The organism is Paraburkholderia bryophila, from assembly GCF_013409255.1.
Classification (GTDB): Bacteria; Pseudomonadota; Gammaproteobacteria; order Burkholderiales; family Burkholderiaceae; genus Paraburkholderia.
This window is the reverse complement of sequence record NZ_JACCAS010000002.1, coordinates 585,662-608,352: the sequence shown is the minus strand read 5'-3', so window position 1 is coordinate 608,352 and position 22,691 is coordinate 585,662. Positions and strand designations below refer to the sequence as shown.

Annotated in this window: 22 protein-coding genes; 20 read left to right on the top strand and 2 right to left on the bottom strand. The window is 64.3% G+C overall.

The annotated features are described in order from the left end of the window. Positions 1-55 precede the first annotated feature (55 nt). Genes GGD40_RS24065 through GGD40_RS24045 form a run of 5 tightly spaced genes read left to right on the top strand, consistent with a single transcriptional unit; the run spans position 56 to position 4,688 of the window. Positions 56-1,132, top strand: a complete 1,077-nt coding sequence (locus GGD40_RS24065; protein WP_179745338.1) for a hypothetical protein — start codon at positions 56-58, stop codon at positions 1,130-1,132. Then, positions 1,129-1,899 (top strand): hypothetical protein, encoded by a 771-nt coding sequence (locus GGD40_RS24060; RefSeq protein ID WP_373565352.1) that lies wholly within the window; start codon positions 1,129-1,131, stop codon positions 1,897-1,899. The genes GGD40_RS24065 and GGD40_RS24060 overlap by 4 nt, the downstream gene beginning before the upstream one ends. Then, positions 1,896-3,014: a hypothetical protein gene (locus GGD40_RS24055; protein ID WP_179745337.1), complete on the top strand. Its 1,119-nt coding sequence runs from the start codon at positions 1,896-1,898 to the stop codon at positions 3,012-3,014. The genes GGD40_RS24060 and GGD40_RS24055 overlap by 4 nt, the downstream gene beginning before the upstream one ends. A gap of 14 nt (positions 3,015-3,028) precedes the next feature. Next, a complete protein-coding gene (locus GGD40_RS24050) occupies positions 3,029-3,685 on the top strand; it encodes a phosphatase PAP2 family protein (RefSeq protein ID WP_257030566.1) in 657 nt (218 codons plus the stop codon). Continuing rightward, positions 3,678-4,688, top strand: a complete 1,011-nt coding sequence (locus GGD40_RS24045) for a fatty acid desaturase family protein (protein ID WP_179745336.1) — start codon at positions 3,678-3,680, stop codon at positions 4,686-4,688. Before GGD40_RS24050 ends, GGD40_RS24045 begins: the two co-directional genes overlap by 8 nt. A 69-nt stretch (positions 4,689-4,757) precedes the next feature. On the opposite strand, the gene GGD40_RS24040 is transcribed toward GGD40_RS24045, so the two are convergent. Further along, positions 4,758-5,873, bottom strand: coding sequence for a GAF domain-containing protein (locus GGD40_RS24040; RefSeq protein ID WP_179745335.1), 1,116 nt, complete (start codon positions 5,871-5,873; stop codon positions 4,758-4,760). Positions 5,874-6,243: 370 nt separating this feature from the next. Between GGD40_RS24040 and GGD40_RS24035 the strand changes: the two genes are divergently transcribed. From GGD40_RS24035 to GGD40_RS23965, 15 genes are all read left to right on the top strand, one after another. After that, positions 6,244-7,866: a methyl-accepting chemotaxis protein gene (locus GGD40_RS24035; protein WP_179745334.1), complete on the top strand. Its 1,623-nt coding sequence runs from the start codon at positions 6,244-6,246 to the stop codon at positions 7,864-7,866. A gap of 1,123 nt (positions 7,867-8,989) precedes the next feature. Next, positions 8,990-9,169 carry a Flp family type IVb pilin gene (locus tag GGD40_RS24030; protein WP_179712426.1) on the top strand — a complete coding sequence of 60 codons (180 nt, stop codon included), beginning with the start codon at positions 8,990-8,992 and terminating at the stop codon, positions 9,167-9,169. Positions 9,170-9,308: 139 nt separating this feature from the next. Next, positions 9,309-9,845: an A24 family peptidase gene (locus tag GGD40_RS24025; protein WP_179745333.1), complete on the top strand. Its 537-nt coding sequence runs from the start codon at positions 9,309-9,311 to the stop codon at positions 9,843-9,845. Between the two features lie 36 nt (positions 9,846-9,881). Then, on the top strand, positions 9,882-10,715 hold the full coding sequence (gene cpaB, locus GGD40_RS24020; protein WP_179712430.1) for a Flp pilus assembly protein CpaB: 834 nt from the start codon (positions 9,882-9,884) through the stop codon (positions 10,713-10,715). Between the two features lie 85 nt (positions 10,716-10,800). Beyond that, a complete protein-coding gene (locus GGD40_RS24015) occupies positions 10,801-12,630 on the top strand; it encodes a type II and III secretion system protein family protein (RefSeq protein WP_179712432.1) in 1,830 nt (609 codons plus the stop codon). Positions 12,631-12,653: 23 nt separating this feature from the next. Beyond that, on the top strand, positions 12,654-12,947 hold the full coding sequence (locus tag GGD40_RS24010) for a hypothetical protein (RefSeq protein ID WP_179712434.1): 294 nt from the start codon (positions 12,654-12,656) through the stop codon (positions 12,945-12,947). 44 nt (positions 12,948-12,991) lie between these two features. Further along, the gene (locus GGD40_RS24005; RefSeq protein WP_179712436.1) at positions 12,992-14,197 is read left to right on the top strand and encodes an AAA family ATPase; all 1,206 of its coding nucleotides are present in this window, start codon (positions 12,992-12,994) and stop codon (positions 14,195-14,197) included. A 53-nt stretch (positions 14,198-14,250) separates the two neighbouring features. Then, positions 14,251-15,630 carry a CpaF family protein gene (locus GGD40_RS24000; protein ID WP_179712438.1) on the top strand — a complete coding sequence of 460 codons (1,380 nt, stop codon included), beginning with the start codon at positions 14,251-14,253 and terminating at the stop codon, positions 15,628-15,630. 36 nt (positions 15,631-15,666) lie between these two features. Continuing rightward, entirely contained in the window at positions 15,667-16,644 is a 978-nt protein-coding gene (locus GGD40_RS23995) for a type II secretion system F family protein (protein ID WP_179712440.1), read from the top strand. Positions 16,645-16,688: 44 nt separating this feature from the next. Further along, on the top strand, positions 16,689-17,663 hold the full coding sequence (locus GGD40_RS23990) for a type II secretion system F family protein (protein WP_179745332.1): 975 nt from the start codon (positions 16,689-16,691) through the stop codon (positions 17,661-17,663). A 45-nt stretch (positions 17,664-17,708) separates the two neighbouring features. Further along, the gene (locus GGD40_RS23985) at positions 17,709-18,572 is read left to right on the top strand and encodes a sterol desaturase family protein (RefSeq protein ID WP_179745331.1); all 864 of its coding nucleotides are present in this window, start codon (positions 17,709-17,711) and stop codon (positions 18,570-18,572) included. Continuing rightward, positions 18,569-19,117: a TadE/TadG family type IV pilus assembly protein gene (locus GGD40_RS23980; RefSeq protein ID WP_179745330.1), complete on the top strand. Its 549-nt coding sequence runs from the start codon at positions 18,569-18,571 to the stop codon at positions 19,115-19,117. The genes GGD40_RS23985 and GGD40_RS23980 overlap by 4 nt, the downstream gene beginning before the upstream one ends. Position 19,118: 1 nt before the next feature. After that, on the top strand, positions 19,119-19,769 hold the full coding sequence (locus tag GGD40_RS23975; RefSeq protein ID WP_179745329.1) for a TadE/TadG family type IV pilus assembly protein: 651 nt from the start codon (positions 19,119-19,121) through the stop codon (positions 19,767-19,769). A gap of 56 nt (positions 19,770-19,825) precedes the next feature. After that, the gene (locus tag GGD40_RS23970) at positions 19,826-21,166 is read left to right on the top strand and encodes a TadE/TadG family type IV pilus assembly protein (RefSeq protein ID WP_179745328.1); all 1,341 of its coding nucleotides are present in this window, start codon (positions 19,826-19,828) and stop codon (positions 21,164-21,166) included. Positions 21,167-21,173: 7 nt separating this feature from the next. Beyond that, complete coding sequence (locus GGD40_RS23965) at positions 21,174-21,932, top strand: methyltransferase family protein (RefSeq protein WP_179745327.1); 759 nt, start codon at positions 21,174-21,176, stop codon at positions 21,930-21,932. Positions 21,933-21,971: 39 nt separating this feature from the next. Here the strand turns inward: GGD40_RS23965 and GGD40_RS23960 are convergent, their stop codons facing one another. Beyond that, a complete protein-coding gene (locus GGD40_RS23960) occupies positions 21,972-22,529 on the bottom strand; it encodes a hypothetical protein (RefSeq protein ID WP_257030565.1) in 558 nt (185 codons plus the stop codon). Between the last annotated feature and the right edge of the window lie 162 nt (positions 22,530-22,691).

The window sequence follows — 22,691 nt, the reverse complement described above, 5'->3', positions numbered from 1 at the left end:
CGCAGGCGTTGTCCTTTTCGCTTCTTCGCTCACCGCAGGTCCCACCTTTCCGACCATGAACGACTATTCTCTGCGCGCGCTCGGCTATCGCGCGACCGGCATTGCGCTTCTGTTGCTGAGCACGGCGGCCCAGGCCGCGCCCACCGACGTCGCCGGCCGTGGCGTGTACCACTTTGCATCGGCGAGCGGTTGCCCGTTCGATTTCACCGGCGCCAATCCGACCGCCGCCAGAGACGCAACCCCTGCCGACTGCAACCGCGTGGCGCTCGACACCCATGACGCGCATGCCAGCATCGACACAGCCGGACACACGATCCTGCTGTCGACCGACACCGCGCACGAAAGCAGAACACTGATCGGCGACGTGCTGTTGCAGGGCAGCGGCGTGGCGTCGAACGGCCGACGCGTGCCGTTGAGTGTGCAGGTGCTGTTGCGTCGCACGGGCCGCACGTGGAGCCCCGACGTCTACGTGCATGCGCCGGTGTCAGGCAAGTTCGCCGAGGTGCGGATGGACCCGTACCGGATCGTTGTCCGCGAGGGTACGGAGCAACGTATCGTGTTCACGCCCGAACAGGCGCGCGACCTGCTCGCGCATCCGTCGCTGGCGGCGCGCGTGGCGCGTCAGCTGGTCGAGGTCCGGCCGACCGCTAGCGGCGAAGCCAACGCGAACGACATCACGATCGCGCTCGGCATCGGCCAGGTGGCGAAGTCGGTGGCGCGTGCGCGCTTCAGCTCCGATCAACCGGACGACACCGATCTGAACCAGGTGCTCGCGAAGGGCAACTGGACGGTCGACGTGGAAGCGTTGAGCAGCCAGATCCCCGCATGGGCGGTCAAGCGCGAACTGTTCCTGTTCGGCCTCGAAGCCAGCCCGCTGTTGCAGGACGTGCGCGAACGCGGCTTCGACAAACACGACAAGCTGTCCTTCGGCGTGGCGAACGGCGCGGGCTTCCTGCGCTACAACGGCCGCGAGGAGCCGTTTTCGGGCGCGGTCGCGTCGGGTCGCGCGTTCATGCAGGACAGCTTCATCGGTCTGATTCTCGCGTGGCGCCGCGATGCCGATGAACGTACGGCGGCAGCCGGCGCATCCGCCCCGCGCGCGGCGAAACGACCGGGCGGAGCGCCGGCGTGAGTCGGCTCGCCTACGCCTGCCTCGCAGCCGCCGAACCCCGCGGGTTCGCCGCGTTGCGCGCGCGGCTGGTCGACCGCGTCAAACGCAACGCGCTGCGGCGGCTGCATGCCAACCCGCGCGGCGAGCGGCTGGTGTTGCGTATGTATCTCGCCGCCGAAGACGCGACCGAACGCGCGCTGCAAGAAGAACTGCTACCGCAGTCGCCCGCGTGGCTCATGCGTCAATTGAACCAGCACCTGGCGGACGAGCGCCGTCACGTGGCGTTGTTCGTCGACGCGCTGCAAGCGGCCGGCGATGACGCGGACAATCGTCTCGCGCCAGACTGGCTGAGCCGCCGCAAGATCGCCCAATGGGACGGGCTCGCGCGCCGCTATGCGTCGCGTTTCGCGCAGGGCGTGCTGGTGCCGGTCTACGCCACGGGGCTGTGCGCCGAACAGATGGCGACGCGCGTCCTCACGCGCCACTGCGACGTGATCGGCAGCGGGCACGCGCTGCATCCGCTGTTCGCGTCGGTGCTGGCGGACGAGCGCCGCCATGTGCGCCTCTGCGAGACCACGTTGCGGCGTATGGTGGCGCCCGGCGAAGCGGCGACGCTCGCGGCGCTGATGCGCGAGATTCGCGCAATCGAAGCCAGCTTCGCGTTGACCGGCGCAGTGGCGCTCTATCTGGCGAGTTGGGCGATCCGGCCGCCCCGGCCGCTCACGCGCGCAAGCACACGCACACGTCCCGACGCGCGGCGGAATCGGCACAGTCACGGCACACCATGACCCCTCACATCATTTATCTGGCGACGGCGGACGCGCGCGGCCATCTGATGCGCGCGCAACTATTGGTGCATGCGCTGCGCAAGGCCGGCGCGCAGGTCGAAGTGCTGACCACGTCGGAGGCCGGGCGGCGCTTTCTGGCGAGCTTCGGTATCGACGCGCCGGTGCTGTCGCAGCACTACGCGGTGCAGTTCGACGAGCGGCAGAACATGCTGCGCCGCGCGACCAATCGCAACGTCGCGCACTACGTGTTCCGGCCGACGCGGATGCTTTACGACATCGACCGTTTGCGTCTGGTTGCGCGCAATGCCGATCTGCTGGTCAACGATTCGTTTCATCCGGCGCTGCTGTTCATGGGCATGTTGCCCGGCTGGCGGCGCAAGATTCTGCACGTGTACGGCGCGAGTCTGAAGACCGCGTTGCTCGCCAATTTCGACGGTGTGTTGCCGCGCGTGCTGGGCCGCACGTTCGCGCGCATCGTCGGCTGGCAGATCGATGCGGCGTTGTCGTGCATCGAACACGATTTCGCTTACGAAGCCGACGGCGCTGCAGATAGCCGCCGCTTTCAGCTGCCGACGCCGGTCGCGCTGGCCTCGCCGCCGTCGCCCGAGCGTCACCACGACGCCGCGGTCTACCTGAACCCGCATTTCCGCGACGCGAGTCTTGCCGATGCGTTGACTGCCGGCCTCGACGACGCCGGGCTGACATCGCACCGCGTTGGCGAAGGGTATGCGGGACGCGCGGGCTGGCAGGGGGTCGATCCGAACTGGGCGAGTTGCGCCGCGCATGCGCGGCTGATCGTGTCGGCGCCGGGCATGGCCGCGCTCGCGATCGCGCAGGTCTATCGGCGCCCCATCGTGCTGGTGCTCACCGATCAGCCCGAGCAGGCGAGTAACGTGGCGCGCGCGAAGCGGTTGGGACTGTTGCATCGGGTCGTGACGTGGCGCGGCGACGCCGACGATTTTCGCCGTCAGGTCGCCGACGCGGCGCATGAGCTTGCCCACCACGCCGATACCGTGCACGCGAGCAGCGCCGCCGGCCGGCAGAGCGCGCAGGCGCGCGTCGACGCGTGGACCGAACGCCTGATCGCGCTGTGCGCGAGCGGCGCGCGAACCTGACTGATAGGCCCTGCATGATGCGAAATCATGGGCTCACTAGCGCTCATCCCGGCATGCATCGCGCGATGGGGCGACCGGATTATCGGCAAGCGCTCGTCGCGTCGCTCGGCATGGTGTTGGGCTTGGTCATTTTTGTCGCGGCCGAACGCTTCGTCACGCCGCGTTATCACTTCGTCACGTTCGCGGACGATTCGATTCCGTTTCTGCCGTGGTCCTGGTGCGTCTATGTGCTGTTCTTTCCGTTCGTGTTGACCGCGTCGGCCTATGCGTCGGCGGAGGACTTCCGGCTGTTCAAGTCGGCGGCATCGCTTGCGTTCGTCGCCGGAATCGTGTGTTTCATGCTGTTCACCGAAACCGTGCCGCGGCCCGATCCGACCTTGATCGAGAATCTATTTCTGCGGCAGCGGATCAGCCGTTTGTGGGGACTCGATCTGCCCACGAACGGCTTTCCGAGTCTGCACGTCGCCATGACCTGCCTTGCTTGCCGGATGCTCTGGAGTACGCGCATCAGATGGCTCGCGGCAGGAATAGGCATGTTGATCTGTCTGTCGACGTTGACGATCAAGCAGCACACGCTGGTCGACGTGGCGGGCGGTGCGCTGTTGTCTTTGCTTTGCGGTGGGGTGGTGGCGAAGTGGCGGACGGCAGTCGGGGTACGCGGCAATGCATAACGTGGCCGATGGTTCTCTTACGGCCGTGCCGCAGACGACGCAGTCGTCCCGTGCTGGCGCCAACGCCGCGTTGAGCCGCTTCGCGCCGGACGCCGGACTCTTCGTGCTGAAACCGTGGCGCGCGCTTTTCGCGCTGGTCGCGGACTGGGTATTGATCGCGGCATGCCTGGCGCTCGCGGCGTGCTGGCCTCATCCACTGAGCTACGTGGTGGCGGCGGTGGTGATCGCGCGCACGCAACTCGCGCTGGCGGTGATGATGCATGAAAGCGCGCACGGCACGCTGCTGCGCAACCGGCGCCTGAACGACGCGCTCGGTCAGGTGTGCGCGGCCGGCCCGTTGTTTCTGTCGCTTGCGAGTTATCGCGCCGGACATATCAAACATCATCTCGCGCCGATGCGGGATGACGACCCGGTGGCCGCCGTGTTCGGCATCGCCGATTACCCGGTGTCGCGCGCGCGCCTGGTTACGCGTCTGCTCGCCGATGTGTGCGGCGTGTCGTACTTCGTCGGTGCGTGGCGTATTGTGCGCGGCGATTTTCGCGAGATATTGCCGAAGGCGGCGAAGTCGCCGGCTTATATCCTATGGGAAGTGGTCACGATACTGGCGACCAATGGCTTGCTGTTCGCGGTGCTCGCGCTGTGCGAGCATCCGTGGTTTTATGTGGGCTTGTGGCTGCTTCCCGCGATCACATTGCTGCCGCTGATGGGACGCATCAGAGCGATTCTCGAACATGCGGGTTTGCCAGCCGACGACGATCAGAGTCTCAACGCCAGAACGATTGTCACGCCGTCATGGCAGACTTTTCTGTTCGGGCCGCACGGCATTCACTATCACATCGAACATCACCTGTACGTGCGCATGCCGTTTTATCACCTCGGCAAGGTGCATGCGCAACTATCGGCCGCGCAGTTGCTGCCGCGTGGCAATCTCTATACGAGCTATACCGACGTGTTGCGCGCGGTCAGCGGCAACGATAAAGAGGCTGCCGTAGCGCGGCGGTGAACGTAGCGCAACGCGACCACGACACGGCCACGCGAATGACCTACACGGACGCGTCCTTACCTGACGCATTCAATGCGTCTTGTTCTGCGCCCAGCGCAACTGCCGCTCCCGGATCCGCAAATTGATCCGATCCGAAGCGAGTGAGCCGAGCGTCGAGAGTTTGGCCTTCTGCGTAGCGTTGAATTGTCTCGGCACGCGGTCGAACACGCACAGCGAACCGAGCAGATAGCCTTGCACGTCCCGCACCGGCGTCCCCGCATAGAAGCGGATATGCGGCTCGTCGATCACGAAAGGATTCCGCGCGAAACGGGCGTCGATTGCCGTGTCTTCGACGACCAGCACGTCGTTCTCGAGAATCGTGAAATTGCAGAATGCCCACGACCGAGGCGTCTCCGTGCGTTCGAGCCCAAAGTGCGACTTGAACACCTGGCGCTCCGGCGTCAGCAGCGTGAGCAACGCGATCGGCGCGTCGAACAGTTGCGCGGCGAGCTGCGTGATCTCGTCGAACGCGTCTTCTTCCGGCGTGTCGAGCAAGCCCGCGGCGGCAACGGCCTGGAGCCGTCGCGCTTCGTTGGCCGGCACCGGCATGTCCGGCGCACCGTCCACCGTCACCGGCTGCCGCGCTGCCTCGTCCACCTGACTGAGCAGATCCCGCACGCGCGTCTGCAACTCCGCTTCAGTCCACTCCGCGCCCAGCACATGCAGCCGTTCGCCGAGTTCCGTTTCCGCCGCGAGATGCGCCGCGCCGAGCGGGCTGATCACCAGCAACTGCGTGTGGCCGAGCGCCGGATGCTGACCGATGCGCCGGATCATCGTCAGGCGGTCGCGGTCCATCCGGTTGAGTTCGACAATGACGATCGACGGCATCAGCACGCCGATCGACAGCAACGCGGCATAAGCGTCGCTGTCGGCCACCACCGCGCATTCCGGCGTGGCCGCGAGCACGTCGCAATAGTGGCCGAGCCGATGCTCGGACGCATGAATCACGGCAAACGTGGAAGGTTGCGCGGTTTGCGGCTTGAGCCGTCCCATCAGTTCAGTCACGGCGCTGCGTCGCACGCGCCGGTGGCCGCCGGGCGTTTTCCACGACTCGATCGCGTTCTGTTCGATCCACACCTGCGCGGTGCGGATCGACACGCCAAGCAACTTGGCCGCCGCGCGGGTGGTGATGATGGGATCGTCCATATTGGTATGAATTTTAGGTGCCTGCCACGATAGGCGATTCTCAGGCTATCGACAAGAACCCGGTAAACCTGAGCAATATGGAAAATATGAAACTTGGTGATACACTCTAAATTGAATCAACCGATTCAACGCCTTCGGGGTACCCCGACTACGAAGGACTTGCATGCCGGCCCCTGCCGGCATTTTTTTCGTCTATCGCCCGGTAGACAGACCTTTCTGGCGCAGTGACCGGTTCGCCGCCGGTTCCCTTCGATCTGCCAACAATCCCTTTTTATTAGCTTGCAAAGTGGAAAATATGGAAGTCTTCCACTCAAGATGCATGGCGCCATGCCGTTAAGGAGTTCAACGCGCCGCCCAAAGGGGACTTCACATGAATGGTTTTTTCCAAACGATCCGCTTCAAAATTCTGCTGGCGATGGGGGTTTGCTTCGTCCTGATGGCGGCGATCAGTATTTTTAGCCTGTCGGCGATTTCGAAGTTGAAGTCGAACGTGGCGGATTCATATTCGGGCGTGACCGTGCCGATTCTGGATCTGGGGAACGTCCGCGAGGCCCAGTTGCGGGTTCGCCTGAAGCTGCGACGCATTCAGGTGTTTCACGATCCTGCCATGACGAAACAGACGCTCGACGGCATTCATGCCGACATCGACGGCATGAACAGCGCGTGGTCCGACTACTATCCGGCTCGCGTCAGCGCCGCCGACGAGAGAGCCGTCACCGACAAGATCCGGGACGCGTTGCCGCAACTCAAGCAGCTCACCGACCAGGCAACCGACCTGCTGTCAGCCGGCAATTACGACGGCGCCACCAAGGTGGTGAACGATCAGGCGGCGTTGTCCGACACGCTGCTTGCGCTGGTCGGCGACGATCTGAAGATCAACGTCGATCAGGCCAAACAGTTCAACACCGACAGTGAATCGACCGCGAACACCGCGTTGATGATCGCGATCGGGCTGGTGGTCGCCGGACTCGCGGTGATGGTCGCGGCGTCGATGTTTCTGCTGCGCGCGATCGGAGGGCCGCTCAATCGCGCGATCGGTGTGGCCAATGAGATCGCCGCCGGCAATCTGGACAACCGCATCGTGCTGGATGTGAAAGGCGAGTTCGGTCAACTGCTGCAAGCGCTCGATACGATGGATCGGCAGATTACCCAAACGGTACGCGGTATCCAGACGTCGACGGAATCGGTGACGGTCGCTTCGCGCGAAATCGCGGCCGGCAATATGGATCTGTCGGCACGCACGGAAGAACAGGCCGCCTCGCTCGAGGAAACCGCCGCGAGCATGACGCAACTCACCGAGACGGTGAAGCAGAACGCCGACAACGCGCGTCAGGCGAGCAGCCTCGCCACCGGCGCGACCGGTCTCGCCGATTCGGGCGACGACGCGGTGCGCGCGATGGTCGGCACGATCGAACAGATCAGCGGCAGTTCGAGCAAGATTTCGGAGATCACTGGCGTGATCGAAGGCATTGCTTTCCAGACCAATATTCTCGCGCTCAACGCGGCGGTGGAAGCGGCGCGCGCCGGCGAACAGGGACGCGGTTTCGCGGTGGTCGCGAGCGAAGTGCGCAGCCTCGCGCAGCGTTCGGCTTCGGCGGCGAAGGAGATCAAGGAACTGATCACGTCGTCGGTCGCGATTATCGACGGCGGTACGCGCCAGGCGGCCGGTGTCGGCGAAACGATGGGGCAGGTCAAGCAGGCGATCAAGCGCGTCTCCGATATCGTGAACGAGATCGCGGCGGCTTCGGAAGAGCAGAGCCGCGGGATCGAGCAGGTCAATCAGGCCGTCTCGCAGATGGACGAGGTCACGCAGCAGAACGCCGCGCTGGTCGAGGAAGCCGCGGCCGCCGCGCAGTCGCTGGAAGAACAGGCGGCCAACCTCAAGCAGGCGACCTCGGTGTTCCGGCTGGGACAGGGTGGGGCGCGGACATTGTCGACGGGTTGGGCTGCGGATCAGCGGCATGCGCCGGTGCTGGCCGAAGCGGGGGCCTGAAGCAGGTCGCTGAGGCGAGGTAAAGGCGGCTCATGGCGCCGCCGCCGACGCTCAAAGTGCCGCGGTCGGCCCGTCCCTGCCGTCGAGGTGCGCTTGCTCGTAGCTGATACGCATGCAGCTTTGAACTAAGCCGGACACAAAGCGCCTCGGGCGGATTTCAAACGCTGGCTCAACTACCGCACGTGATCTTTTTATCGCCCGCGCGTTCTAGCGCGGCGCGCGCAACAGCCGTTGTTTTCGTCAAGACGCGCAGCCTGCAACGCGATGCGCAAGATCGGACGTCGTCCGCGTGCCTTGCCTGGCCTGCTCGCATCGCGCAAAAAAATTTTCCATCACACCTCGATCCCGTGCGGCCCATCGGCACGCGCGGCAGTTTATTAAGCCCCGGTCCATCGCGCAATGCGTGGCACCGCACATAGCGAAGCAGCCCGTTGCCGCGCGCAAGGCGGCCACAGCGCCTTGCGCCGGCGTTCCCGCGTCTCATCTTTGCGACATCCCGGTCCACGTCGGGTAAAAGCTACTTTGTCGTATCCAGATCAAGCAGTTTTGACCGGAATATTCGTCAAACCCTTGCCAGTCAACGCGCCGACGGTTTTTCGGCCGCCTGATTTATGCGCCAGGCATCTCCTCAAAGCGCGTTTCCAGCCGCCAAACCACGTCTCAATTTCGACGCATCGCTCGTCGCGGCCCTCCTCCGATTCCGCGTGCCAGATCGCACATCGTTGCCCAGCAAGGCTTCGAGGCCTCATGGCACAGCCGTTGCAATAAGTCGATCACAAAGCGAAACACGCTGCAGCCGGGAAGCAGAAAAGCAGCAAACAGGCATCACACGCTACAGGCAGAAAAAAAACCGGCAGCAGCAACAGTCTTCGTAAGTCGCGTTCGGGGAATTCAACGCGTTTTACGAGGTGCGGCGGGGCCAACGAAAAACGGATGTCAACGAACAACGACACCGGCGATCGATACGCGATATCGGCCACTCGTGATCGTGATGACGTGAAGCGCTGACCCCGCCACTTTTTTCCGTCCGATGGACGGACCTGAACGCCGCTTCGGCGAGCCTGTTTTCAGGCAGCCGCAGGGGCAGAAACCGTAGTCAACTTTCACTCTTACGGGGGTTAGCATGAACAAGACGATCCAGCAATTTCTGCGCGAAGAAGACGGTGTGGCAGCGATCGAATACGGCCTGCTGGCAGGGCTGATCGCAGTGGCAATCATTACGACGGTCACGTTGCTCGGCACCAAGCTGAACAGCGTGTTCACTTACGTGGAAACGGCGCTCGCCGGCGTGGTCGCCCCTTGATTCAAGCCGCCTCAGGCGGCGCAAGCCCGATCGCTCACCCTGTCCCGACGGTCCTTCGAGACAGGGTGGCGACGGCCCCGCGCCGAACGCGGCGACGGCGGAACACACAGGCAACTCGATCCTAAGAACGGAGCAGGCGATGAACGGCGTTCCTTTTCCGGTGGGTCCGTGCGTGATGACGTTGGTGATGCTGGCAGCAGTGTGGGACATCCAGACACGCCGGATTCCTAACTGGCTGGTGGCGACAGGTTTGCTCGTGGCGATCCCGGTGCAATGGTTCACGCACGGCGGTGTCGATGCGATGGTGATGTGGCTCGGCGGCATGCTGGCGGGCGGTGCGATCTTCCTGCCCGGCTACGCGATGCGGCTGATGGGTGCCGGCGACGTGAAGCTGATGGCCGCGATCGGCGCCTTCTGCGGCGCTTACGGCGCACTCGAAATTGGTTTGGTGACCTGTGCGGTGGGTGGCATCGGGTCGTTGGTGATCATGATCCGGCGGCGCCAGATGCGCGCCGGGCTGAGCGGGGTAGCCGCGTTGCTGGTCAGTTGCACGACGCCGGGAAACGGCGCGGCGCGGCGCACTGGCAGCGTCGCCGGTAGTAGTGCGATGGGGACCATGCCGTACGGAGTGGCCATAGCAATAGGCAGCGCGCTCGTGTTGTTCGCCAGCGTGTGACGCGTGCCAGGTGGGACAACAATTCGGGGGTTGAAAATGAAAAACGCGCGCGCTGTAACGATGTTGCTGATCGCGACGCTGGCCGGGCTCACCGCAGTGGTGTTCGCCTCGCGCTGGATGGTCTCGCAGTCGTCGACCGCCACCACCAAAGTCGTGGTGGCCGCAACGGATATCAATCTCGGTCAGCGGATCGGACCGGACTTCCTGAAGCTCACCGACTGGCCGTCCAATAGCGTGCCGCCTGGCGCCTACACCGACATTCAGAAGCTCGACGGCCGCGTGCTGAAAGACAGCCTGCTGCACGGCGAGCCGGTGGTCGACGCGAAGCTGACTCCGGTCGGCACGCTCGGCGGCCTCTCGGCGGTGATCGGCGAAGGCCAGCGCGCCATCACGGTGCGGGTGAACGACGTGATCGGCGTGGCGGGCTTCGCGCTGCCGGGCAATTACGTCGACATCATCGTCAATACGCAGAAAGACGGCAGCACCGGCGCCGGTCAGCACGACCAGAACATCTCGAAGATCGTGCTCGAAAAGATTCTCGTGCTCGCGGTCGCCCAGCAAGTGGGCCGCGACGAAACCAAACCGAAAGTGGTCGACGCGGTGACGCTCGAAGTGTCGCCGGAACAGGCCGAGAAAATCGATCTGGCGCGCAGCATCGGCACGCTTTCACTGGTGTTGCGCAACCAGATCGATCCGCAGGCGATCGACACCGCCGGCGCGACCAAAGCCACGCTGCTGAAGACGCCGGTCGTGGCCGTGGCGGCGTCCGAACCGAAGCCGGTGCGGATCGTGCGCAAAGTGGCGCTGCGTGCACCGGGCAATTGCGTGCGAGTACTCGACGGCGCCGACGCAAGACAAGAATGTTTTTGACAGGCTCGAGCCTGCAAGCCGTGACCGATGCGCGACTGAGTTCGACCGGCAGCGCGTAAAAAACGGCACTCAACGGGGGTAGGACATGAACGCCAGAACGACACAGCGCGCTTGCGCGCCGCAGCACCCGCTCGGCCCGCGCGAAGCGAATTCGCTTGCACCACGCAGCCGTACCCGGATCGCCGACGCCTGCACCTGCGTGCTGCTCGGGCTGTCTCTGGCGATGCTGCCGGTGGCCCAGGCCAGCGCTCAGGACGTGCCGGGTTTGCCGGGCACGCCGATCACGGTGGCCCCGAACGGCACCGTGCATCTGACCATCGCCGCCAGCGGCATGAGTGGCGGCGCTTCCTCACGCGGCATGCAGCAAGCCAGCCGCGGACCGAATTGCAGCGGCCCGATCGCCGACCATACCGAAGTGACGATTCCGGTCGGCAAGTCGGCGATGGTCGACATCCGCGAGCCGGTACGTTCGCGCACCGTCGGCAATCCGTCGATCGTGCAGGCCATGCTCGTCTCGCCCCAAACGCTTTATCTGCTTGGCTCGGACGTCGGCACCACCAACATGATCGTGCAAGGCCGCAGCGGCTCCTGCACGATCATCGACGTGAGCGTCGGCGCCGATCCGGGCGGTCTGCAACACACACTCGCCACGCTGATGCCCGAGGAAACCGGCATTCAGGTGAAGGCCGCTGCCGACACGCTGGTGCTGACCGGCACCGTCACCGACGCGGTCAAGGCCGAACGCGTGATGGAACTGGCGCGCGCCTTCGTGGCCCGGCCGACGGCCGCGCTGCAAAGCGGCGCGCCGATGGGCAGCGGTCCGCTGCCGGTGGGCGCCGCGCCGCGCGCGCTCGGTGTGCCGACGCCGTCGCTTGGCGGCGGGAGCGGCGAACGCATCATCAACATGATGCAAGTGGCCGCGCCGCAGCAGGTCATGCTCGAAGTGAAAGTCGCGGAAGTCTCGAAGACGCTGATCGATCAACTCGGCGTGCAGGCCAATCTGAACGGCGGCATCGGCAGCTGGAGCTTCGGGCTGCTGGCGAACTTCCTGTCGGGTGGCCTCGGCGCGCTGACCGCGTCGAAAGCGAATAACTCGCCGCTCGGTTTGACCATCGACGCGCAGAAAACCGATCAGCTCGTGAAGATCCTTGCCGAGCCGAACCTGATGGCGATCAGCGGTCAGGAAGCGAGTTTCCTGGCCGGCGGCAAAGTCTATATTCCGGTGCCGCAAAGCAACGGCACAGGCGGCACGACCATCGTGCTGCAGGAAGAGCAATACGGCGTCGGCCTGACCTTTACGCCGACCGTGCTCGAAGGCGGCCGCATCAATCTGAAGGTGTCGCCGGAAGTGTCGGAACTGTCGTCTACCGGTGTGGTGGTGAGTGCCGGCAACTCGAATTCGACGACGATCCTGCCGCTGATCACCACACGGCGCGCCTCGACCACGCTGCAGGTGTACGACGGTCAGAGCTTCGCGATCGGCGGCCTGATGAAGAGCAACGTGACCGGCACGCTGAAGGGCTTGCCCGGCGTCGGCGAACTGCCGGTGCTCGGCGCGCTGTTCCGCAGCACGAACTACGAGCAGGACAAGACCGAACTGGTGTTCGTCGTGACGCCGCGCCTCGCGAAACCGCTGCCGCAGCACTATCCGCTGCCTACCGATCATTTCGGCGACGCGGGCGAAACGAACGTGTACCTGACCGGCCACATGGAAGGCACGAAGCGCGCGGCACCCGGCGCGGATGGCTCGGCACCGGCGCCCATGCCGGCCCCGGCACCGGGAACCGCACCGGCGATGGCGCCGGCGCAGATTCCGACGCCGACACCCGTACCCGCGCCGGCTCAGTCCTCGGCGGCCGACGTGGCGGTGATTCCGCCCACGCCCGACAGCCACGACGCCCCCGCCGTCCATTGATGCGCGACCCACTGGAGATCGACATGACATCCATCCACACACTGATCCGGGCCGCGCTGTGCGCGGGATTCTGCGCCGCGCTGGCCGGTTGCATGACCTCCACGCCGCACTGGGATGCAACCTTCGGCGACTCGGTCCGGCAGATCCGCGAAATGCAGACGCTTAATCCGGAAGGCTCGGCCAACACCGATCCGGTGGCGGGGATCGACGGCGCGGCGGCGGTATCGGCGCAGAAGAGCTACGTCAAATCGTTCACGGCGCCGGCCGCGCCGACCAACAGTTTCACGATCGGCGTCGGCTCGTCGAGCAGCTACTGAAGCGCTTGCGCGCGGCGGTCCGGATTCAAGCCTGGAGACACACCATGATCGACACCCTTCTGATTTCGTCCAGCGCCGAACGCGCGCCACGCATCGCGGCGCGTCTCGAAGCGAGCGGCATGGCGTTCCGTCTGCGCACGCTGCACGGCACCGCGAAACAGTTGCGGGTCCACGCCGCGGCGATCCGCAGCGCCGATCTGTTGATCGTCGACGACGCTGACCTGACGCCGCGCGACCTGAGCGGCGTCGAAGAAGCGCTGTCCCACACGCCGCATCTGCACTGCATGCTGGTGACGCCGTCGCCGTCCACCACGCTGCTGATGGCGGCAATGCGCGTCGGCGTGCGCCACGTGCTGTCCTGGCCGCTCGACGAGGCTGAATTCGCCGACGCGCTCGCGCATGTGTCGGCCAAAAAACACGCCGGCATGCGCCGCGAAGGCCGGGTCGTGTCGTTCACGTCCTGCAAGGGCGGTAGCGGCACCACGCTGATCGCGGTGAACCTTGCCTATGCGCTGGCCGCGCAGCGCGACAAGCGCGTGCTGCTGATCGATCTGAACCAGCAGTTCGCCGACGCCAGCCTGCTGGTGGCCGACAAAACGCCGCCCGCCACGCTCGCCGACCTCTGCTCGCAGATCGACCGGCTCGACGCCGCGTTCTTCGAAGCCTGCGTGATGCATGTGCATCCGAATCTCGACGTGCTGGCCGGTGCCGGCGATCCGGTGAAATCGGGCGAACTGCGCGCCACGCATCTGGAGCGGATTCTGACGCTGGTGCGTGAGCAATACGACGCGGTGCTGATCGACGTCGGCCAGAACATCAATCCGCTCGCGATCCACTCGCTCGATCACAGCGACTCGATCTGCATGATCGTGCGGCAGAACGTGCTGTATCTGCACGCGGGGCGCCGCATGCTGGATATTTTCCGCGAGCTGGGCTATGCGGCGAGCAAGGTGAAACTGATCGTCAACCAGTACGAGAAGAACGCGCGCATCAACCTGACGACGCTCGAAGAAACCTTCGGCGCGAAGATCGCGCATCACCTGCCGCGCGACGAAAAGCAGGCCACCGAAGCGCTCAATCACGGCGTGCCGCTCGTCACGGCCGCGAAGGGCGGGGCGCTGGCACAAGGCATCGTGCAACTGGCCGACCTGCTGTGGCCGCCATTACCGGCGGGGCCGCGCAAGAGCGTATTTAGCCGTCTGCTGCAGGGCCGGCCGAATGCGGCGCCGCGCCTGAAGACTGGACACTGAGCGGCACTGAGCGGTTCAAGCCGGCGGCCCGATAAAACCAAGCGGAGAGCACCATGTCATTGCGCGAACAGTTGATGATGCAGAACGGCAGCATGCCGTTCGACGCCGCCGACGGCGCGGCCGCGGCCGGTGTCGCGGCTGAAAGCCTGGCGGCACGGCGCGCGTATCAGGAACTCAAGATGAACATCCACCAGGCGATCATCGACCGGGTGGAACTCGACAAGCTGCAACGCCTGTCGCCCGAACAGATCAAGCGCGAACTCGCGCAACTGGTGGAACGGATCGTCGACGAAGACAAGATTCCGATGAACGAACTCGAGCGCCGCCGTCTCGCGCAGGACGTGCACGACGAAATGGTCGGCCTCGGTCCGCTCGAACCCCTGCTCAACGATCCGACCATCTCCGACATTCTGGTCAACACGTCGCAGCACGTGTACGTGGAACGGCGCGGCCGCCTCGAACACACCGACGTGACGTTCTACGACGACGCGCATCTGATGAAGATCATCGAGCGGATCGTGTCGCGGGTCGGCCGCCGGATCGACGAATCCACGCCGATGGTCGACGCGCGTTTGCCCGACGGCTCGCGCGTCAACGCGATCATTCCGCCCTCCGCGATCGATGGCCCGCTGGTGTCGATTCGCCGCTTCGCGGTGAATCCGCTCACGGTCACCGACATGGTCAACAACCAGAGCTTCACGCCTGCCATGGCGCAACTGCTCGAAGCGCTGATCAAGGCCAAGCTGAACGTGCTGATTTCCGGCGGCACGGGCAGCGGCAAGACCACCTTGCTCAATCTGCTGTCCGGCTTCATTCCGGAAGATGAACGGGTCGTCACGATCGAAGACGCAGCCGAATTGCAGATGCGCCAGCAACACGTGCTGCGCCTCGAAACGCGGCCGCCGAATATTGAAGGCAAGGGTGAAATCTCGCAGCGCTCGCTGGTGCGCAACGCGCTGCGGATGCGGCCCGACCGGATCGTGCTCGGCGAAGTGCGCGGTGCCGAAGCGCTCGACATGCTGCACGCCATGAACACCGGTCACGAAGGCTCGATGGCGACGCTGCACGCGAACACGCCGCGCGACGCGCTGACGCGTCTGGAGAACATGGTCGGCATGGCCGGCCTGACGATGCCGATCAAGGCGATCCGTCAGCAGATCGCCTCGGCGATCACGGTGGTGGTGCAGGCCTCGCGTCTGACCGACGGCCGCCGCAAGCTGATGAGCATTCAGGAAATCACCGGCATGGAAGGCGACGTCATCAACATGCAGGAAATCTTCACGTTCAAGCGGACCGGCGTCGACGAGAACGGCATGATCAAGGGCTATTTCGGCGCGACCGGCGTGCGGCCGATTTTCAGCGAGCGGCTGGCGAGCTTCGGCATCGCGCTGCCCGATCAGATGTTCGATCCGTCGCGGCGTTTAGAAGTATGAGCGGCGCAGCGTTCAAACGGGTTGGGGGAGCGTGACATGAACACATCGTTTATCGCCTTCGCGGTACTCGCGTTTCTCGCGGTCGTGCTACTGATCGAGGGTGTCTATCTGTTCTGGAGCAGCCATCACGGGCCGGCCGTCAAACGCATGGACGAGCGGCTGCGCGCGCTCTCGGCGGCGGGCAACGTCAGCAACGAATCGATGTCGATTCTCAAGCAGCGTCTGCTGAGCGAGTCGCCGTTCGTCACGCGGCTGTTGCTACGCATTCCGCGCGTTCGTGTGCTCGATCGGCAATTGCAGCAGTCGGGGTTGAAGTGGTCGGTGGCGCGTTTTGTCGTCTATACGCTGCTGTGCGCGTTCGTCGGTGTTTTCATCGCGTGGCTGACCGGTTTGCCCGCGCTCGTGATTGTTGGCGCGGCGCTGGTGATGAGCCTGCTGCCCGCGCTGATTCTGCGCCGCAAGCGCGCCAAACGGGTGCTGCAACTCGAACGCCAGTTGCCCGATGCCGCGGATCTGATTTCCCGCGCGCTGCGCGCCGGGCATTCGTTTCCGGCCGCGCTCGGGATGGTCGGCGACGAACTGCCCGACCCGCTTGGCGGCGAGTTCGCGCTGGTGTTCGACGAGATCAACTACGGCGTGTCGCTGAACGACGCACTGCTGAATATGGTGGGCCGCGTGCCGGTCGAGGATTTGCGCTACTTCGTGATCGCCGTGCTGATCCAGCGCGAAGCGGGCGGCAACCTGGCGGAGATTCTCGGCTGTATCAGCGGGATCATTCGCGAACGGATGAAGCTGCTCGGCAAAGTCAGGGTGCTGTCGGCGGAAGGGCGCCTGTCGGCCTGGATACTCGGCGCGCTGCCGTTCGTCATCATCGGGCTCCTGTCGGTGCTCAATCCGGGCTACATCACCGTGTTCTGGAAAGACCCGGCCGGCATGCAGATCGCCGGCGTGTCGCTGGCGATGATGCTGTTCGGCATTCTCTGGATGCGCAAGATCGTCCGGATTCACATCTAGACCACGGCTTTCATCACGAGGAGCGCGGGCCCGGCCCGCAGACCATGAAAACAGAACAGATCGTTTTGCTCGGGGTGATGTTCCTGATCGTGTTCGGCGCGGCGCTGAAGGCGATGACGCTGCTGCGGCCCGATCCGGTGCAACGCCGCATCGAAGGGCTCGGGCAGTTGGGCTCGACGGGCGGTATCGACCTCGACGGCGAGGCCGGTTCCGGTACGCCAAAGAACTGGGTCGAAACCGTCACGAAGGTCTCGGAACGCGTCGCCCGGCTGTCGCTGCCGAAAGACGATTGGGACAAGTCGGCATTGCGTCTGCGCTTCGCGAATGCGGGCATTCGCAACCCTTCCGCGCCGGCGATCTACTTCGCGGCCAAGACGGTATTGGCACTCGTGCTGCCCGCGATCGCATTACTTTCTCTCGGTAATGTATTCGAAGCCGACCAGCGCATGCTGTTGCTGATGGCGGTGCTGGTGGCGTCGGCGCTCGGCTTCTATCTGCCGAACCTGTTGCTGAACCGGATGATCGGGCGCCGTCAGCGCACGCTGTTCGAGGACTTACCTGACGCGCTCGACCTGATGACCGTCTGTGTGGAAGCGGGCCTCGGCCTCGACGCGGCGATGATGCGGGTCACCCAGGAAATCGGCGTGAGAAGCCTCGCGCTGAAGGACGAGTTCGAAATGGTGCTGCTCGAATTGCGCGCCGGTTCGGGGCGCGACAAGGCGCTGCGCAACCTGTCGTTGCGCACGGGCGTCGAGGATATCGACACGCTCGCCGCCATGCTGATCCAGGCGGAGCGCTTCGGCACCAGCGTGGGCGATTCGCTCCGTGTTTATACCGACAACCTGCGCACCAAACGGCGCTTGCGTGCCGAAGAGCAGGCTGCCAAGATCGCACTAAAGCTGCTGTTTCCTCTGATGTTTTTTATTTTTCCGACGCTGATGGCCGTGCTGGTCGGTCCGTCGGCGATCCGACTGGTCCGCCAGTTGTTCCCGATCATGAACAGCATGGCGGGCGGCTGAGCGTCGGGTGCGCCGTTGATGCACAAGTACTTACCGGGGAATACCATGCTTGCCTCGAGCGCGTTTGCCGATCTGCTGCACCACGCCGGCCTGTGGCTGCGCGGCTATCTGCTCGTGCTGGCGATCATGGCCGTGGGCGCGGTGCTGGAGCGGCGCTGGCCGGCCGACCTGCTGCAATCGCGCGCGGGGCAGCGTTTCAACATGGCGTATGCGGGGCTGTACCTGGTGCTGGCCGAGGCGGTGAGGCCGCTTACGGCGGCTGCCAGCGTCGCGATCGTCAATGCGCTCGGCGGCGGCATGGTCGTGCTGGTGTCGCACGGGTGGGGCGCGCTGGCGTCGTTCGTGATCGTGCTGCTGACCATCGACTTCCTCGAATATGCGTTTCATCGCCTGCAGCATGCGTGGCCACTGCTGTGGAAGCTGCATTCGCTGCACCACAGCGCGGTGGAGTTCAACGTGACGGTGACGTTCCGGCACCACTGGTTCGAAATGCTGATCAAAGGGTGCCTGCTCTATCCGCTGGTCGGCGTGATGTTCAAGGTGTCCCCGGCGATTGTCGGCGCGACCGCGCTGGTATTCATGGTCGGCAATTATTTCGCGCATCTGAATCTGCGCGTCGATCTCGGCCGCTACGGCACGTGGATCAACAACCCGCAATATCACCGCCTGCATCACTCGAACCGCGCCGAGCATTTCGACCATAACTTCACGCAATTGCTGCCGCTGTGGGATCACCTGTTCGGCACGCGCTGGGTGCCGGCGAAGCACGAGTGGCCGGCCACCGGTCTCGACGACGGCGCACAACCGCGCTCGCTGCTGGGTGCGTTGAGCTGGCCGCTGCGGCTGCCGGCCGGGCGCGGCACGGGACTCGCCGGCAAGCCGATGGCGATCGATCAGGAGCCGAAATGAAAGCCGTTCGCCGCAAGGCCGCTCATGAAGCCGGCAGGGCCGCCGACACGCCCGCTACCGGCCGCACGCGCAATCGACGCAAGCAGGGCGGCATCGCCACGCTCGAATTCGCGCTGGTCGCGCCGGTGCTGTTCCTGCTGCTGTGCATCGCCATGGATCTGGGCGTGGCATTGTGGGTGAATCTCACCATGCAATACGCGGTGCGGGAAGGCGCGCGCTACGCCGTGACGGGGCAAAGCAATCTCGATCCGAACACGACCAGCCAGCAGCGCTACGAGGCGGTGTTGCAGGAGATCAAGGTCAGCTCGATGGGCCTCTACAACTACGTCTCGCCGAGCTACGTGGTCACCATCAACGGCGGCACGAGCCAAACCTACAGCACTCAGGCGAGTTACAGCACCGGCATGTTCGGCAATCCCGGCGACATCGTGGTGCTGCAGATCAACTGCATCTGGCCGATGTTGACGCCGCTGGTCAAACCGTTTTTCGCTAACGGCAAGTTCAGCTTCAGCGTCGCGGCGACGATGCGCAACGAGGGCTTCTGATATGCCCACACGCATAAATGCAGGCACACGTAGCCGGCGAAACGGCCGGCGCGTCGCGCGCGGCATCGTCAGCGTGGAAATGGCGCTGTTGCTGCCGATCCTCGTGGCGCTCGCGCTGCCGGTCTACGACATCGCGCGCAACATCCAGGCGCAGATGATTCTGATCAACGTGAGCCGCGAAGGCGCGAACCTGTCCTCGCGCGCGTCGCTCACGTATCCGATGCAGTCCATCATGACGTCTCTCACCGCGACCACGCCGCCGCTCAACATGACCGCGCACGGCATGATCTACATCACCGAGATCATGGGCAACAACAACTGCGACAGCAGCGGCAACAACTGCACCGGGATCGTGGTCGCGCAATACCGCTGGAACGGCGGCAACTACTATCCGGCGAGCCATACCTGGAGTTGCGGCAGCGCGGGCACCAGTTGGGCGACGGACGGCACCGGCAGTTGCAGCAACATTCCGGCGGCGGGTTCCAGTTCACCGGCGGTGAATCTGCTGCAAGGCCAGCTCTCCACCGGGCAGATCGCTTACGTGGTCGAGGCGTTCTATCAGCAAACGCCGCTGCTCGGTTCGCTCAACCTGGGGGGCGGAATCCGGACACCGGCGCTGTCGCCGAATCTGTATGCGATGACGGTGTTCTGATTCAGACAAAACACATAAAACACAGTCGAATAAAAAAACGCGGGTCGGGGGATGTGATGAAGAAAATAGCGGCATACACAGCACGGCAGAGAGGATCGATCAGCGTCATCGTTGCGGTGTCGCTGATCGCGCTGATCGGCATCGTCGGGCTCGCGGTGGATTCCGGGCTCGGTTACATGATCAAGGCACGCCTCGACGCAGCCACCGACGGCGCCGTGATCGCCGCGGGCGAAGCCGTCACGCGCGGCAACAATCAGACCCAGCAGACCGCCAACGCGCAGCAGGCGGCCACGGCATTTTTCGCGGCGAACTATCCGGTGGGCTTTCTCGGCTCGACGGTGACGGCGGGTACGCCGTCGATCGTGTTCAACGCGGGCACCGTGACGATCGGCATGACCGCGCAGGCGAGCGTGCCGGTCACCTTCATGCAGACTCTCGGCTTCAGAATCCTGAACGTGAGTGCCTCGTCGCAGGCGATCCGCAAGACCCTGGACATGGCGTTCGTGATCGATACGACCGGTTCGCTGAACGTGTCCGGCGTGCCGGCCGCGGTGCGCGCGAACGCAATCGCCTTCCTGAATAATTTCGACGTGACGAACGACCGCGTGGCGTTGATGCACTTTGCGTATGGCACGGTGGTGGACGTGCCGTTCAACGGCAACACGCGCGGTTTCAACCGCACGTTGATGACGACCGACATCAACAGCTACACCTTCGGCGGCAGCACCAATTCGGCCGAAGCGGTCTGGAACGCGCGCAACCAGTTGAATACGGTGATCACGCAACCGTCCAGTTTGCGGGTGATCGTGTTCTTCTCGGACGGTGCGCCGAACAGTTTCGCGTCGTATTTCACGACCAATCAGAGCAGGTGCAACAACACGCCGGCCACGCTCGCGAGTCCCGACACGGCAGGCACGATGACCGGGCTCTACAACATGAACGCGCTGAGCCAGGCCTTGAGCTCGCCGTGTTATCAGAGCAACGCGACCCGACTCGTGACGGCGATGCCGAAGTGGTACAACGCGCACAACGTCAACGAACAGATCTTCCCGATCTGGCCTGTCACCACGCCGCGCGCGGTGCCGAATGGCAATATCACGTATGTGAACGTCAACCGGGCGTCGCGCAATCTGCTTGAAGCCATGGCGGCGCAGGCGCGCATCGAGGGCACTTACGTGTTCACGCTGGGTTATGGGCCGGAACTGGTTCAGCAGGAAGGCCCGGACAACGAACTGGGCTCGGACGTGCTCAAGTGCATGGCCAACACGCCGGATTCGCTGGCTCGCTGCTATAACCCGGCCCAACCGGTCGGCGTGTATTGTTACGCGGCGACCCCGAACGATCTGAAGCCGTGCTTCACGCAACTGGCTTCGCAAATCCTTCGTATTTCCAAGTGAGCGCGCTATGACATCGCCGACACCGTTGCGAGATCTGCCTTCCGAGGCTCATTCCAGGCATGGGCCGAGGGTGGAAGAGAAGGCGCCTGCGGCTAATGCCCCGGCCGCTTCTGCATCTGTTTGTCTTGCGGCCGAAGAACAAAGCTCGCCCAACCTGCGGCACGCCTTCGTCGAGATCGCCACGCGGGTCGGCGCCGCGTCGATGCTGAGCCTGTTCGCCTATGCGGCGGTCCGGCAATGGCTCGCGGCGCCGCAGCGGATCACGTTGCTGCTGCTGGTCGTGTCGGCTTTCGTGACGATCGGCCTGTCGCTGTTCTCGCGGATCCCGGTCAAGCGCGACTGGCGGCCGCTCGCGTTTATCTGCTCGATGGGCGGCACCTACTACTTTCTGGCTGTGCGTCTGAGCCCCGGTTCGCATCTCGTGTCGGAAAGCGTCGGCGCGACGCTGCAACTGCTGGGGATTTTCTGGCAACTGTTCGCCAAAGCGTCGCTGCGCCGCTCGTTCGGTATTTTGCCGGCCAATCGCGGCGTCGTCTCGCGCGGCGCGTATCGCTTCGTGCGCCATCCGATGTATCTCGGCTACTTCATCACCGACATGGGTTTTCTGCTGGTGAACTTCGGGCTGCAGAATCTGCTGGTCTATAGCTGCCAGTTCGCGTTGCAGGTGGTGCGGATTGTTCGCGAAGAACAACTGCTGTCCGCGGATGACGGCTATCGCAGCTACAAAACCCGGGTGCGTTTCCGCGTGATTCCGGGCGTGTTCTAGTCAAATTCGAGGCGAGTCTCAGGCGGTGTTTGCGGTGTTCTATGCGAGCCGTGTGCTGCGCACGGCCTTGCCGCCCAGCAGGCAGACGGTCAACGCGGCCATCACCAGCACGCACAGCGCGACGCGCAAACCGAGCAGGCCCGCGCCCAGACCAATCAACGGCGGCCCGACCAGGAAGCCCGCATAGCCGGCTGTGGCCGCCATCGACACGCCGATCGCCGGCGTGACGGTCGAGCGGCCCGCCGCGCTGAAAATCACCGGCACGATGTTCGCGAGGCCGATGCCGACCATCGCGAAACCGACGCAGGCGGTGAGCACGGTCGGCCAGCTCAGCACCAGCGCGAGTCCGGCCACGGCGATCAAACCGCCCAACGCGACCACCTTGCTCGAACCGAAGCGGCGCACCGACACGTCGCCGACAATCCGGCAGGCCGCCATCGAAAACGCAAACGCGGAATAGCCGATCGCGGCGACGCTGGCTTGCTGGTTCAACGTCGAACGCAAATACACGGCGCTCCAGTCGGCCACCGCGCCTTCCACCAGCATGCAGAGGAACGCGAGCAGCGCCAGTTTCATCACGGCGGCATTCGGCCACATGAAGCCGCTGGCAGGCGCGGCCGCTCTAGCAGGCTGTTGAAAAGCGCCCCGTCATGAAGACGGGAGCAGTGTTCACGAGGCTTCCAAATGCGATGTGCTGCTGAATTGCGGGTTCGCACGGTGGTTTTTGTAGGCAATGCGCGTGCGCGCAGGCGGCGCGCC

Coding starts and splice junctions, on each gene's coding strand:
- GGD40_RS24010 (WP_179712434.1), top strand. CDS start 12,654: ATGACATCCATCCACACACTGATCCGGGCCGCGCTGTGCGCGGGATTC.
- GGD40_RS23990 (WP_179745332.1), top strand. CDS start 16,689: ATGAAAACAGAACAGATCGTTTTGCTCGGGGTGATGTTCCTGATCGTG.
- GGD40_RS24065 (WP_179745338.1), top strand. CDS start 56: ATGAACGACTATTCTCTGCGCGCGCTCGGCTATCGCGCGACCGGCATT.
- GGD40_RS24050 (WP_257030566.1), top strand. CDS start 3,029: ATGATGCGAAATCATGGGCTCACTAGCGCTCATCCCGGCATGCATCGC.
- GGD40_RS23995 (WP_179712440.1), top strand. CDS start 15,667: ATGAACACATCGTTTATCGCCTTCGCGGTACTCGCGTTTCTCGCGGTC.
- GGD40_RS24055 (WP_179745337.1), top strand. CDS start 1,896: ATGACCCCTCACATCATTTATCTGGCGACGGCGGACGCGCGCGGCCAT.
- GGD40_RS23970 (WP_179745328.1), top strand. CDS start 19,826: ATGAAGAAAATAGCGGCATACACAGCACGGCAGAGAGGATCGATCAGC.
- GGD40_RS24040 (WP_179745335.1), bottom strand. CDS start 5,873: ATGGACGATCCCATCATCACCACCCGCGCGGCGGCCAAGTTGCTTGGC.
- GGD40_RS24030 (WP_179712426.1), top strand. CDS start 8,990: ATGAACAAGACGATCCAGCAATTTCTGCGCGAAGAAGACGGTGTGGCA.
- cpaB (WP_179712430.1), top strand. CDS start 9,882: ATGAAAAACGCGCGCGCTGTAACGATGTTGCTGATCGCGACGCTGGCC.
- GGD40_RS24025 (WP_179745333.1), top strand. CDS start 9,309: ATGAACGGCGTTCCTTTTCCGGTGGGTCCGTGCGTGATGACGTTGGTG.
- GGD40_RS23960 (WP_257030565.1), bottom strand. CDS start 22,529: ATGTGGCCGAATGCCGCCGTGATGAAACTGGCGCTGCTCGCGTTCCTC.
- GGD40_RS24015 (WP_179712432.1), top strand. CDS start 10,801: ATGAACGCCAGAACGACACAGCGCGCTTGCGCGCCGCAGCACCCGCTC.
- GGD40_RS24035 (WP_179745334.1), top strand. CDS start 6,244: ATGAATGGTTTTTTCCAAACGATCCGCTTCAAAATTCTGCTGGCGATG.
- GGD40_RS24045 (WP_179745336.1), top strand. CDS start 3,678: ATGCATAACGTGGCCGATGGTTCTCTTACGGCCGTGCCGCAGACGACG.
- GGD40_RS23975 (WP_179745329.1), top strand. CDS start 19,119: ATGCCCACACGCATAAATGCAGGCACACGTAGCCGGCGAAACGGCCGG.
- GGD40_RS23965 (WP_179745327.1), top strand. CDS start 21,174: ATGACATCGCCGACACCGTTGCGAGATCTGCCTTCCGAGGCTCATTCC.
- GGD40_RS23985 (WP_179745331.1), top strand. CDS start 17,709: ATGCTTGCCTCGAGCGCGTTTGCCGATCTGCTGCACCACGCCGGCCTG.
- GGD40_RS24000 (WP_179712438.1), top strand. CDS start 14,251: ATGTCATTGCGCGAACAGTTGATGATGCAGAACGGCAGCATGCCGTTC.
- GGD40_RS23980 (WP_179745330.1), top strand. CDS start 18,569: ATGAAAGCCGTTCGCCGCAAGGCCGCTCATGAAGCCGGCAGGGCCGCC.
- GGD40_RS24005 (WP_179712436.1), top strand. CDS start 12,992: ATGATCGACACCCTTCTGATTTCGTCCAGCGCCGAACGCGCGCCACGC.